This window comes from Natrinema thermotolerans (assembly GCF_031165565.1).
In the GTDB taxonomy this organism is placed as follows: Archaea; Halobacteriota; Halobacteria; order Halobacteriales; family Natrialbaceae; genus Natrinema; species Natrinema thermotolerans.
The window spans coordinates 816896-829780 of the sequence record NZ_CP101873.1 but is presented as its reverse complement, the minus strand read 5'-3'; the positions used below and the strand labels follow the sequence as shown (position 1 = coordinate 829780).

Below are 12885 nucleotides of genomic sequence, written 5' to 3'. Positions count from 1 at the left end.
GATTGTCACCGACTGAAAACTCTCGAGCGGCGAGCGTGGTGGTGTCTATCGAAACCGACCCGAATCGAGTGACTTATATGGACACATCGGAAATGAACTCGTGCGGGCGCTTAGCTCAGCCTGGACAGAGTACTTGGCTTCGGACCAAGCTGCCGCGGGTTCAAATCCTGCAGCGCCCACTCCCAAACGGCTCGATTCTCGACTGATTCTAATTCCTCAGTAGAGGCGTCGATAGTTGTCTTTTCCGCGGTTTCGGCCTTCGGACGATGGGGGTCGAAATCTGATACCAGTTCGGAACGGGTTGCGGCCCCGTCACGTCGTGCGATACCAAGCGCACCAGTCTGAAACTCACCGACGAACGCCAGCGTAAACTTGAGAGTACGAGCGCGATCGTGGCCGAAGACGACCTCGACGACCCACCGATGTCCGTCGTCATCGACGCCGCCCTCGAGAACTTAATTGAACACGAACAGAACCTCGACGACACCCGCGGCGAACTGCCACCGGAGACGATCCAGCGGTTCAACACCTCGGTCGTCGGGCTTCGGTATCGGACAAGCATCGAGAGTCGATACCGATAGTTACCTTGTAAGAGCGACCTATAGGTCGAGTACGCTTTCGAGAGTAGACTGGTCTCGAAGTGGTGACTGTTCAGCTTCAGTCTCAAGACTTTCTGCTTTTGAAATGCGCGAATTCACCGTGTCGGGGTCTCTATCGTTATCTGCGGCTTGAGCTGCTTGCTTATATTGTTTTGCTGCGTTGCGTAGTGTTGCTGCGTGAGATTCGCCCCGTTCACAGATCTCACGTGCGTCTGAGTTTTCGACTTCATAGGTTAGCTCAACACCCTCTGAAAACTGTTCTTCAGCTCGTTCAAAGGACTCTATAGCACTTTCGAAGCTATCAATTGCTGAACTATATCTATCGATGTTGAAGTCGATGATTCCGTTCTGAATCCCTGCCTTCCCCCCCTTCTACGCTCGTGGTCCCCAATTGATATTGTTGCGAGATGTCTCGGCGAGTCGCGTCCTCTTCAAGTTGGTCTACGTCGGTATTCTGGCCAGTATCTTTCTCTTCATCCCCACCATTTTCGCTACCGAGACACCCAGCAAAAGAACCCACTGTGAGAACCCCTACAGTTCCTATAAAGTCCCGTCGGTTAACCATACAGTTCTCTTAGAGCGATTGAACTTCTAATTGATGGACATTATCGGGAGTGATAACTAGTTTAGGTATTGCTCTGAGATCAGGTGTAGGCAGTCCTCTTTTGCACAACTCCTCCGAATTATCGTTCTACGCGATCGCGATACTCCTACGAAGCTATAAAACAGACAGTTCAGGTCTGAAACTGACATAACTATCGCAAGAGATGATCGCACTTGAGGATACTTTTCACACTCAAAACTGCTCTTGATGTGCAAGATCGAAGTGGAGATTATATTGGCGTACAACCCTTGGGTGTGATATTGAGTATATGATTACAGATAGACCACGATACTCAGTTCCTCTGAAATCATATAACAATAAAATATCTATGAATCTCCTATATGGCTTCGGAGTAAGTTGGTCAAATCTCTAATTTTCTCTTCTTTATCTTGATCAAGATCCGTATCCTCCAACCACATGTCAATTTGATCGAAGCCCCAGTTGGTGGTGAATTCTTCCTCGCACAGACTTCGATATTCGTCCTCCTTAGCACCAATATCCTCATCAGTAGCAATCTTTGTGATAAGTTCCAACAGTAGACTTGTTGCTTTTTTATCCTTTGACGTAGCGTATGTTGCCGCTTCTACTGCATCATCTCGTGCCGACTCATATTCACCAATCAGAATTCGACTTTCTGCCCGATTCAAGAAAGATAAGATATATTCTGGATTGAGTTCAGTGGCCTCGTCATAGTCCTCAATAGCATCCTCGGGTCGGTCAAGCGCCTGTTTCGCAGTCCCGCGGTTAAGATATGCCGTCGCGTTCTCGGGATCAAGGTCAATGGCTTCGTCGTAGTCTTCGATGGCGTCCTCGTATCGGTCAAGCGCTGCCTTTGCAATTCCCCGGTTGAGGTATGCCATCGCGTTCTCGGGATCGAAGTCAATAGCTTCGTCGTAGTCCTCAATAGCATCCTCGTACCGGTCAAGCATTCGCTTCGCATTCCCACGATTAGTAAGATCTGACTCTACGTCATCGGGTTCAAGGTCGATTGCTTCGTCGTAGTCTTCGATAGCTTCCTCATGTCGGTCAAGCGCCTGTTTCGCACTCCCGCGGTTGAAGTATGCCATTGCATTCTCTGGATCGAGATCAATGGCTTCGTCGTAGTCTTTGATGGCGTCCTCGTACCGGTCAAGCGCCTGCTTCGCAGTCCCGCGGTTGAGGTATGCCGTCGCGTTCTCGGGATCGAGGTCGATGGCTTCGTCGTAGTCCTCAATAGCATCCTCGTTCCGGTCAAGCGCTACCTTCGTAATTCCCCGATTGAGGTATGCCGTCGCGTGTTCGGGATCGTGGTCGATGGCTTCGTCATAGTCCTCAATAGCATCCTCGTACCGCTCAAGCATTCGCTTTGCATTCCCACGATTAGTAAGATCTGACTCTACGTCATCGGGTTCAAGGTCGATTGCTTTGTCATAATCCTCAATAGCATCTTCGTACCGCTCAAGCGCTCGTTTCGCATTCCCACGATTGTAGTATGCCGTTGCGTGTTCGGGATCGAGATCGATGACTTCGTCGTAGTCCTCAATAGCCTCTTCATACCGCTCAAGTGCCTGTTTTGCATTCCCACGGCCGACATGTGCAGTTACGTTTTCGGGATCGAGGTCAATAGCTTCGTCGTAATCCTCAATAGCCACTTCGTACCGGTCAAGTTCCCTTTTCGCATTTCCGCGGCTGACATATGCCGTTGCGTTCTCGGAATCAAGGTCGATAGCTTTGTTGTAGTCCTCGATGGCATCTTCGTACCCGTCAACCGATTCCTTCGCAAGTCCACGGACGGTATATGCCATTGCATCCTCGGAATTTGAGGAAATAACTTCATTAACTAACTCAATTGCTTTAGAGTACTCATCATTTCTTATAGCTTGTACAGCCTTCCATCTTTTCTCTGTTCGATCAACGAGTTTCTCTTCCTCATCGGTTGCGCCTTCTTCACTTTCTGCTAACGTCCCGCGTAGTTTGTTTGCCCGTATTTCCGCTCTATCGATAATATCTTCGGGTGCAGGTAACTCTACACCAGGAAGTTCTTCTTCGAACTTCGCCATTAAACTACCGAACCCATCGATTTCAACAAGATGTGTATTTGGTTGTTCCAGTAGTTCTTCGACTTTTGGATCAAGATTTTCCGAAGAGAGTACGCACCAGTATATTCCATATTCTGAAAGATCAGCATCAAGAAGTGGCTCCATTATCGACATATCGCCACCGCCATAACCAACGACCACTAGACCGTACTCGCTTACAGTCCGCTGGAGAACTTCTTCCATAGCTGGCTCCAGATCCGCAGTTTCTGAGTCAGTGTTTTTCAGGTTGTCGTAGAGATAATCGCCATGTAGTTTTACGATGGTCGGGTCGTCACGAATAAGCTTGAACTCAGGAGCGACAGTCCGGTGATCAATTAAATTCGGTTTGTCTTCCAGATATAGATAGAATGCATCAAACAGAAGATCATCAAAGTTCGGTGTTAGCACGTGAGGGACGTACCCCTCTGACATCATGGTCGCGAGCAGAAGATGGGACAAGGTCGGATCAGCATCTTTGACGAGTTCCTGAATGAATTCTCGTCGATGAACTCTCATCGGATTTCGATCTTCAAACCAAAAGCCATATTCACTTTTTTCGTCTTCTATCTCTTCATCTTCAACGCCCTTAACCCACTCCTCAAAATCCCTATCACGATCAACTTCTTCGTAGCGTTGCTCTTTCCATTTCTGTATAAGTTCTCCGGAAGTTGGAATTCCAGCAGGCTTAGATGTGCCCGCTCCAATTAGAAATGCATACTTTTGAAATTCACCTACGTCTTGGATAACCTGAGAGACATCCTCTTTAGAGATACTATCGTTCGCCATTGCATTGTCTGATGAATTTACTATATCTAAAACTTCTCCTTTGGTACTTGAAGCGACATCTGTGTTGGATCCGTTTACGGACCATATCCAGAAACGATAATCAAATTTTGTGTGATTATTGCTGAATAGGTTTGCTAGCACTGTTCCAAACAGCCTCTATGACCTACTCACTCCCCAAGTTGGTCTTGACGCCGATCTAAGATAGTCATGTGATGATGTTTCATTCATATACTGACTATCCATTCATATATGATTACTAATCAAAGTGTTCTTGAGACAACCTACGTCCCCAAAGATCTCGAGCATCGAGACGGGAAAATCAGTCAACTCGCGACGGCGTTGGAACCGCTGACACACGGTGTCGGCGGCGAACACAGCCTCATATTCGGTCCGTCGGGGTCAGGGAAGACGACTCTCGCGAAGTTCGTCGTTCGGAAACTCCGCAAAGAATCGTTCGGGGTGCGCCGGGCGTACTGGAACTGCATGTCCGGTTCCTCCAAGACCGAGGTTCTCCACGGACTCGCTCAGAATTCAGGGATCGGGAACCACCTACCGCGAGACGGGACCGCTACCAGCACGTTCATCGATGAGTTCCGCGAGACCGACGACCATATCGTCGCGATTCTCGACGAGATCGACGCGCTCGAGGACGAGACACTTCTCGTGGGGCTCGGCGATCTCCCGAATGTGACGATCGTCGCGATCACGATCGATGAGGACGACTTTTTCGCGAACTACCGGTTGAACGGGCGCGTCAAATCCCGCTTCTCGAGCGCCGAGATGATCCGGCTGCGGAAGTTCACCAACGACGAATTGGTCGATATCCTCCTGGCGCGGACCGACGCTGGGCTCCGTCCCGGCGTGATCGGAAGGGACGCAATCGAGTATATCGCGGACCTCGCAGCTGGCGATGCACGCAAGGCGATCAAGCGACTCGAAAAGGCCACGCGACGAGTCGATCGCACGGACCGGTCCCAGATCACGCTCGAGGACATCGATGCGGTTCACGACGAGGCACGCCGCGATCTCCAGCAGGATCATATCGAATCACTGGGGATACACAAGTGACTCCTGTTCGATATCGTTGCGGACGCCGGCGAGAACGGTGTAACCGAACTGCATGCGACCTACGAGGAACGAGCCGCGGACTCGAGGACGAGGAGGACGCCGACGAGATCAGCATCGTCGACCGATAGGCGTCGTTTCGGAGGGGACGGGTCGAACGGAACGTGATGATGCCGACACCATCGTCGGCGTCCGCTATCGACAATCACCCGTCGGACGCTACGAGCCAGGCCTCGAGCCGAGCGACGAGAGCGTCGGCGATGGCGTCGCCGAGCCGGTCGGGCGTCTCGGAGAGGTCCCAGACGTAGTCGCCGCTCCGGGTGACGGTCACCCAGTCGACGAACTCGTGGCGGTCCAGTTCGAGGAGGAGCGTCTCGAGGGTGGCGTCGGCGAGCCGACAGCCGAGCGCGTCCGCGATCGATTCGGAGAGCTGTGCGGTCGTGGCGACGACGCGGTCCTCGAGGGGATCGTCGCTTGCGGGAGTGGGGGTCGGCGGCGAGGGCGGTCGATCGGTCATCGTCGACCGCTGGGTGTGAGTTCGGACGTAATAGGTTTGGTGGGAGTCGTGGACGCGGGACGGTATCGGCGAGCGACCGATCGTCGGGCACTCATACGGTTTGCTGTACGTCATTGCCGGTGGGACCGCAGAGCGTCGCGGTCCCACCGGGACCGGTACAGCAAACCGTATCACTCGGCGGCGACGAGCTTGTAGCCGCCGCCGTCGGTGTCGGTCTCTCCGCCGTCCTCCGGGTCCGGGTTCGGTGCCCGTTCGGCGTAATAGATGGCCCCGTCGATGATCCGCGGCGTACTCGTGACTACGCCGTCGTTGTCGACCTCCCAGACGAGATCGCCGCTGCGTTTCTCGAGCGCGTAGAGGCCGCCGTCCTTCGAGCCGACGAGGACGCGATCGTCGTAGACCGTCGGACAGCCGGTGATCGGGCGGTCGGTCGGGAACGACCAGTGTCGGTCACCCGAGGCCGCGTCGAGCGCGTAGAGGTTCCCGTCGTGGCTGCCGACGAAGACCGTGTCGAGCGTCGGGTCGATGGCGGGCCCGGACATCACCAGACTGCCGGTCTCGAACGACCAGTCCTCGCTGCCGTCCTCGAGGTTCACCCGGTACACGTGGTGATCCCACGAGCCGAAGTACGCGCCGCCGTCGTAGGTCGCGATCGGGCCCTTGATCTCGCCGTCGTTGTCGTTGCTCTCGGTCTCGAACGACCATTCGAACTCGGGGTCGGGGTACGACCAGCCGTAGAGGATGCCGTCGTTCGACCCACAGACGAGGCGGCCGGTCTCGAGGTCGACGGCGGGCGTCGAGTGGGGGTGGTCGGTCGGCCGGCCCTCGGGGTCCTCCCAGACGACCTCGCCGTCGTCGGCGTTCACGACGAAGGTACTCCCTTCCGGATCGGGATACTCGACCGCCATGACGATTCGGCCGTCGTGATAGAGCGGGCTCGAGCCGATGGAACCGCCGAGTTTCGTCTCCCAGTCGACGTCGCCGGTCTCGGCGTCGACGGCGTAGAGGACGCCGTCGTACGCGCCGACGTAGACTCGGCCGTCGGCGACCGCCGGCGTCCCGTGGATTCCCCGGGCATCGGGGCCGGTGTCGGTCCCGGTTCGCCATCGCTCCTCGCCGTCTGCGTCGAGCGCCACGAGATAGCCGGTGTCGCCCGGAAAGACGACGCCGCCGTCGGGAAGGGGGGCGGCGCTCGCCTTGGCCGCGGTGTGGGTGCCCGTGTTGAGTCGGTCGAGCCGCCAGTCCTGCTCGACGGCGTCGGGAACCGACGCGTCCGGATAGTAGCCCCACCGCTCGAGCGAGCGTCTGAATTGGGCGATGCCGTCCGGCACGGTCCCTTCGCGATCGGTCTCCGTCTCGGGAATCAGGTCGTCTTCGCCGTCGCCGAGACAGCCCGCGAGGGCGACCGTCGCCGCCGTCGCGCCTCCGACCGTCCGCAGTACTCGGCGCCGTCCGTACGTGCGGTGGTCGCGGGCGGGGTGCGAGTCGTCAGTCATCGTCCCGACGCTTGCGCTCGAGCGATACAGGTTTTGTGTTAGCAAACGTATCGATCGAGCTATCGGGCGATGCCGATCGTCCGTCACGTCCCGCCGGGAGACGCCACCGTCGATGCGTCGGACCCGACTACTCGTCGGGATGGTCGTTGATGATGACGACGGCCTCGCCGTCGATGACGGGGTCGTCGTCCTCGTCGACGACCGTCGTGTGCAGGCGGTAGCGATCGCCCCCGAGGTCCTCGACGATCTCGCACTCGGCAGTGACCGTCTCGCCGATCTCGACCGGGCCGGTGAACTCGAGGTTCTGCGAGAGATAGACGGTCAGTCCGGGGAGCCGGGCCAGTGCGGCGCTGATCGTCCCGGCGACGAGGGTCCCGTGGGCGATCCGGCCGCCGAACTGGGTGTCGTCGGCGAATTCGGCCTCGAGGTGGAGTCGGTTGGTATCGCCGGAGACCTGCGCGAAGGCAGTGACGTCGGTGTCGGCGATCGGCTTGCTAAAGCGGACGTAGTCGCCGACACCGAGCGAGTCGTGATCGTCGGTCGAACGCTCCATGACCCAGGCCTCGTCGCCGAACGCGACCTCGGCGGCGGCGGTTTCGACCGTCGTGCCCGCGGCCGGTCGAGCCGCGTCCGAACCGGCCGTGGGCCGAAAGCCCATCGCGGCCAGCAATGCGTTGTTCGCCTCTCGGTAGCTGTTGAGAACGTGTCTCGAGACGCTGGACCAGTGGTCGTCCGGCGGGGCGGAGCGAGCGTCGTCGACGTCCGAAGGGTGACTACTCATTGGTTTGGATAGCAGGGGTCCGATCGGTCGGTCGGTCGATTCCGGACGTACCTAGAACGGAGATCCCCTTCGGGGTATCGCCAAAGTACGTTGGGAAACCGGCGCCGACAGTGGAGGCCGTCGACGTGGCGTCCCGACCGATCGAACCTACGCGGCGGGAAGGAACTCGGCCGTAGCCGTGTTGAACGCATCTGGGCGGTCCTGATTCACGAGGTGGCCCGAGTCGGACAGCAACAGGCGCTCGCCGTCGGTGACTGCCGAGACGATCTGTTCCCCCTGTCGTTTGACGAGCGGGGCCTCCTGGTCGCCGTGGACCACGAGCGTCGGAATCTCGAGGCCGGTCAGCGCGGGCGGGTCGTACCGATAGAGCGCGTCGAAGATCTTGCGGAACTCGCCGGTGGGGATCTCGCCGGCAGCGTCGATCGCCGCGGCCCTAGTTTCGGCGTCGACCGACAGCCACTGCTCGCCGGTCGTCGCCCGAATCGAGTACAGCATCGACCGGAAGGTCCCCGCCGATCCGGAGACCGACAGCGTCGCCGACAGGGCCGGCAGCGGCGACCAGAACGACTTCAGGCCGCCGGGGATCTCGACCGGCGGCATCGACCGGACCGCGCCGCCGAGGACCGCCGCCCTCGCACCGTCGGGATGGCGGTCCATGTACTCCTGGACGACCATCGACCCCAGCGAGAGCCCACAGAGGACCGGCCGCTCGATCTCGAGGGCGGCGAGCAAGGCCTCGAGATCGTCGGTGAAGAGTTCGATCGAGTACTCGTCGACGTCGGTCGCGCCGGTCCGGCCGTGGCCCCGAACGTCGAGCGTGACGACGCGGTAGTCCTCAGCGAAGCGCTCGATCTGGGGGGCCCAGGCGTCGCCGGTCATCCAGCCGCCGTGGATGAACACCAGCGGGTCGCCGTCGGTCACACCCGTCGTTTCGTACCAGATCTCCCCGTCCGCGAGTCGGAGTTCCGCCATGCATCCCATTGGGGCTCGGCAGCTATTAGAACGCCGGGTTGCGTTGGCACGGGCTGTGAACGGGGTCCAAAACCGGGAAAACGGTGAGCGGTCAGTCCGCGGACGGACGGATCAGTCGTCGTCGCGGGCGAGCCAGCGGTCCCGGAACGATTCGAAGTCGGCGTCGTCCTCGGTGATGCGGTCCCACGCCGCGAGGCCGCGTTCCTCCCGGGAGCCCGGGATGGTGTTGTCCAAGATGAGTGCGGCGAGGCCGCCGACGGCCATGCCCGTCGAGCCGATGATGTAGACGGTGTCGACGACGGCCTGTGCGGCGGCTTCGATCGGCGTCGCGACGCCCGCCTCTGCGAGGAAGGCCTCGAGGCCGACGACCTCGCGGAACGCGATCGTACTCTCGAAGTTGCCCATGTAGGCCGGGATCGCCAGCCCGATGAAGAGCGCGAAGCCGATGACGAAGGTGTTGCGCGAGGAGTCGAGATCAACGTGGCGTAGGTTCGAGATCCCGACGGCGACGATCTGGCCGAACATGGCGATGAAGAGGCCGCCGACGATCGGGTCGGGGATCGTCGCGATCAGTTGGCCGAAGTAGCCGACGAAGCCGACGACGAGCATGACCGCGGCCCCGAGCTGGACGACGTATCGCGAGGCGACGCCGGTCAGCCCGATCGCGCCGATGTTCTCGGAGTAGGAGGTCGAGCCCCCGGTACCCATGATGCCCGAGAAAACGTTCATCAGCCCCTCCATGCCGATGCCGTGGTTGATCCGGCGCTCGCTGGGCGCGCCCGAGCCGGTGATGTTGGCCACCGCGTAGTAGTCGCCGATGCTCTCGACGATCGAGGCCAGCACGCCGGCGAACATCCCGACGACGAACGCGGTCGTCACCTGTGGCATGCCCCACTGGAAGGGGTAGATCGGCAGCAGCGGCCGCGTGTTCGCGACCTGACCGAGGTCGACGTAGCCCGGATGGCTCCCGCCGATGATACCGGCGACCGACAGCGTGGCCGCGGCAACCCAGGCGATGACCAGTGCCAGAATAACGGGATACAGGCGGAACGCCTTGTGTTTGACGTCGAGATACTGCGAGAACAGCAGGATGAGTCCGAGCGTGAGTCCGAGCAGCCACCAGCTCTGATCGGGCGTCGTGATCTGGGGCGCGTTGAACAGCGAGAGCCCGATCAGGGCGATCGTCGGGGCGACGACGACCGGCGAGAGGAATCGGCGGAGTTTCCCGACCAGTCCGAAATAGCCCATCGCGACCTCGACGACCGCAGCGACGATGATCGCCCCCTGTAACTGTACCAACGCGGTCTCCCAGCCCGAGCCGCCCGAGACGCCACCGGCGGTGACGACGCCGATGATCGCCAGCGCGGGCGCGAGCATCGAGAACGGTGCGCCCTGCACGATCGGATACCGGTTCCCGAACGTCGTCTGGGCCAGCGTCGCGATCCCCGAGACGACGAAGAAGGTCCCGACGAACCGCGCGGTCACGTCGCCCGGCATTCCCATCGCGTCGGCCAGTATCAACGGCACGGCGATGTTCGCGCCGACCATCGTCAGGTAGTGCTGGATCCCCAGCACCACCGACTCGCCCAGCGGCGGCTGTTCGTCGATTCCGTATTCGATGTCGTCGCCGACGCCCTCGTCGGCGACTGCCTCGTCCCCCGTCATCGATTCTCGTCGGATAACGCGCGAGGGCGCTCAAAGGGGTGTTGATATCCGTCCCGCTGTGGGTCGGCGTCCCGTCCCAATTCGTCCGTCCGCCGCACCGCGCTCGAGCCCGCCCTATCGCCGCGTCTCGTCGGCCGCCCGCTCCGCGGCGGCCCGGACCGTCTCGACCGACAGCGACTCGAGATCGACCAGTTCCCCCTCGGTCTCGCCGGCGACTAACTCGGAGAGGCCGGCCCGGGAGTCGTCCCCCGCGTCGACGACGACCACGCGAGTGTCGCCGTCGGCAAGGGCTCGAGCGGCCCGCCGCGTTGCCTCCGTGGGGCTCCCGTCGGCGACGTTCGCCCGGCCGTCCGTGACGAGGACGACCACCGAGGCGTCGGTCTCGGCCCGTTCTATGACTCGGCGCGAGGTCTCGAGGCCGGCCGGCAGCGGCGTCCGGTCGCCGGAGGGGAGGTCCTTGAGATGACGGGCGGCCAGCGAGACGCTGTCGGTCGGTGGGAGCAAGACGTCGGCGTCCTCGCCGGCGAAGGCGACGAACGCGACCCGATCGCGGTGTTCGTAGCTGTCCCGCAACAGCTCGAGGACGACGCCTTTCGCGGTACGCATGGCGGGTCGCATCGAGGCGCTGGCGTCGACGGCAAAGACGATCGTCACCGAGGTGTCGCCGGTGCGGACCGACTGCCGGAGGTCGTCCTCGCCAACGCGGGACTCCCCACGGGCGGCAGCCGACCGGACCGACGCCGCGGCGTCGATCGAGCCCTCGCCCGAGGCGGGTTCGGTGCGGACGCGAGCGCCCCGGTTGTCCGTACTCGGCGACGTACTCGCACGGGAGCCGGTCGCGGTCGCCGTTTCGCCGTCGACGGTCGGCGACTCGAGGTCGGGCGCGGCCGCCTCGCCGATTTCGGCCCGCTGCTGGCCGGGCACGAGCGGCTGGGCGGTTTCGTCGTCTCCGTCCCCGCCGTCGGACTCGTCCGAATCCGACTCCCCGTCGCTCGAGCCGTCGTCAGACCCGCCGTCGCCGGCTTCCGCGGGCGACTGGTCCGCCGGGCCGGGCCGGCCGTCGTCGGGTCGGCGCTCTGGGCCGTCGTCGGTGTCGGCGCTGTCCTCGTCCCCGTCGGAACCTGCTCTGTCGCTCGAGTCCTCACCGTCCGTGCCGTCGTGCCCGTTTCCCTCGCCGCGATCACCGGGTTCGTCACCGCCGTCCGGATCGGACTCGGCGTCGCCGTCCTCGCCGTCCGTTTCCGCCGCGCTGTCACCGTCGTCCGCGTCACCTCCCGCTTCCCCGTCGGCCTCGTCCGGCGACTCCTCGTCGAACCGGTCCTCGAGCAGATCGTCGAGGTCGGGTTCGTCCTCGAAGGGCGTACTCCGGAGGCGATGGGGGAGCGCGTAGGTCGCCGCCTCGTGGACGTCGGACTCGATCACCGTCTCGCGGCCCTCGAGCGCCGCGATGGTCATCGCGGTCCGGGCCGTCGCCACGTCGCCCCGGTGGCCGTCGACGCCGGCCTCGAGACAGAGGTCGGCGATCTCGGCCTTGAACTCGGTCGGGAGGTCGACCCGCGAGAGGCGCTCTCGAGCCGCGGCCAGGTCGTCGCGCAGGGCGTCGACTTCGTCGGCGTACTCGGTCCGCGGATCGGACGCGCCGCCGTCGGCCTCGAGTGCGCGGTCGATGATCTCGACGCGGTCGTCGATCTCTCGGCAGCCCTCGACGCTGGCCTGCAGCGCGAAGCGGTCCCGCAACTGCGGTCGCAGATCGCCTTCCTCGGGGTTCATCGTGCCGATCAGGGTGAAATCGGCGGGGTGGGAGACGCTGATCCCATCGCGCTCGACGGTGTTGACGCCGCTTGCGGCGGCGTCTAAGATGACGTCCACGAGGTGATCGTCGAGCAGATTGACTTCGTCGACGTAGAGGATCCCCCGGTGGGCGCGGGCCAGCAGGCCGGGGTCGAAGTCGGCCTCGCCCGCCAGCGCGTCCTCGACAGAGAGGGTGCCGACGACGCGGTCCCGCGTCGCACCGAGTGGAAGGGTCACGAGCGGCACGGGCCGGGTTTCGACCGGCAGATCGTCGGCATCGCGGTCGCGACAGTCGGCACACTGCAGGTCGGGGTCGTCGGGCGAACAGCCGTACGGGCAGTCGGCGACGGCTCGCTGTTCGGGCAGCAGATCGACGAGCGCCCGGACGGCGGTCGACTTCGCGGTGCCTTTCTCGCCGACGATTAGGGCCCCGTCGAGGCCGTCGTTGGCCGCGACGGTGAGCAACACGCGCTTCAACTCGTCCTGTCCGACGATCGCCGGAAAGGGGAGTGACGACAGCTTTTTGCCCCCGGCGTTTGCAACCATACTTGA

The 12885-nt window shown here is 61.2% G+C and carries 9 protein-coding genes and 1 tRNA gene; 3 read left to right on the top strand and 7 right to left on the bottom strand.

Translation table 11 applies throughout. The annotated features are described in order from the left end of the window. Positions 1-104 precede the first annotated feature (104 nt). Together NP511_RS04295 and NP511_RS04290 are read left to right on the top strand one after the other, a co-directional pair. Positions 105-179, top strand: a tRNA-Arg gene (locus tag NP511_RS04295). A 162-nt stretch (positions 180-341) separates the two neighbouring features. Continuing rightward, positions 342-581 carry a DUF7386 family protein gene (locus tag NP511_RS04290; RefSeq protein ID WP_345784576.1) on the top strand — a complete coding sequence of 80 codons (240 nt, stop codon included), beginning with the start codon at positions 342-344 and terminating at the stop codon, positions 579-581. Positions 582-1529: 948 nt separating this feature from the next. Here NP511_RS04290 and NP511_RS04285 read toward each other — a convergent pair. Continuing rightward, positions 1530-4046 (bottom strand): tetratricopeptide repeat protein, encoded by a 2517-nt coding sequence (locus NP511_RS04285; protein ID WP_136396852.1) that lies wholly within the window; start codon positions 4044-4046, stop codon positions 1530-1532. A gap of 249 nt (positions 4047-4295) precedes the next feature. Here NP511_RS04285 and NP511_RS04280 point away from each other — a divergent pair, with 249 nt between their 5' ends. Then, positions 4296-5114, top strand: coding sequence for a Cdc6/Cdc18 family protein (locus NP511_RS04280; protein WP_233274302.1), 819 nt, complete (start codon positions 4296-4298; stop codon positions 5112-5114). 202 nt (positions 5115-5316) lie between these two features. Here NP511_RS04280 and NP511_RS04275 read toward each other — a convergent pair whose 3' ends face one another. From NP511_RS04275 to NP511_RS04250, 6 genes are all read right to left on the bottom strand, one after another. Continuing rightward, a complete protein-coding gene (locus tag NP511_RS04275) occupies positions 5317-5628 on the bottom strand; it encodes a hypothetical protein (RefSeq protein WP_049964569.1) in 312 nt (103 codons plus the stop codon). Between the two features lie 170 nt (positions 5629-5798). After that, a complete protein-coding gene (locus NP511_RS04270; RefSeq protein ID WP_049964547.1) occupies positions 5799-7124 on the bottom strand; it encodes an outer membrane protein assembly factor BamB family protein in 1326 nt (441 codons plus the stop codon). 127 nt (positions 7125-7251) lie between these two features. Further along, entirely contained in the window at positions 7252-7905 is a 654-nt protein-coding gene (locus tag NP511_RS04265; RefSeq protein WP_049964546.1) for a MaoC family dehydratase, read from the bottom strand. 147 nt (positions 7906-8052) lie between these two features. Next, a complete protein-coding gene (locus NP511_RS04260; RefSeq protein WP_049964545.1) occupies positions 8053-8877 on the bottom strand; it encodes an alpha/beta fold hydrolase in 825 nt (274 codons plus the stop codon). A 111-nt stretch (positions 8878-8988) separates the two neighbouring features. Then, positions 8989-10542, bottom strand: a complete 1554-nt coding sequence (locus NP511_RS04255) for a uracil-xanthine permease family protein (RefSeq protein ID WP_049964544.1) — start codon at positions 10540-10542, stop codon at positions 8989-8991. Positions 10543-10656: 114 nt separating this feature from the next. Next, complete coding sequence (locus NP511_RS04250; RefSeq protein ID WP_049964543.1) at positions 10657-12879, bottom strand: VWA domain-containing protein; 2223 nt, start codon at positions 12877-12879, stop codon at positions 10657-10659. Between the last annotated feature and the right edge of the window lie 6 nt (positions 12880-12885).

Coding starts and splice junctions, on each gene's coding strand:
- NP511_RS04285 (WP_136396852.1), bottom strand. CDS start 4,046: ATGGCGAACGATAGTATCTCTAAAGAGGATGTCTCTCAGGTTATCCAA.
- NP511_RS04280 (WP_233274302.1), top strand. CDS start 4,296: ATGATTACTAATCAAAGTGTTCTTGAGACAACCTACGTCCCCAAAGAT.
- NP511_RS04275 (WP_049964569.1), bottom strand. CDS start 5,628: ATGACCGATCGACCGCCCTCGCCGCCGACCCCCACTCCCGCAAGCGAC.
- NP511_RS04270 (WP_049964547.1), bottom strand. CDS start 7,124: ATGACTGACGACTCGCACCCCGCCCGCGACCACCGCACGTACGGACGG.
- NP511_RS04265 (WP_049964546.1), bottom strand. CDS start 7,905: ATGAGTAGTCACCCTTCGGACGTCGACGACGCTCGCTCCGCCCCGCCG.
- NP511_RS04260 (WP_049964545.1), bottom strand. CDS start 8,877: ATGGCGGAACTCCGACTCGCGGACGGGGAGATCTGGTACGAAACGACG.
- NP511_RS04255 (WP_049964544.1), bottom strand. CDS start 10,542: ATGACGGGGGACGAGGCAGTCGCCGACGAGGGCGTCGGCGACGACATC.
- NP511_RS04250 (WP_049964543.1), bottom strand. CDS start 12,879: ATGGTTGCAAACGCCGGGGGCAAAAAGCTGTCGTCACTCCCCTTTCCG.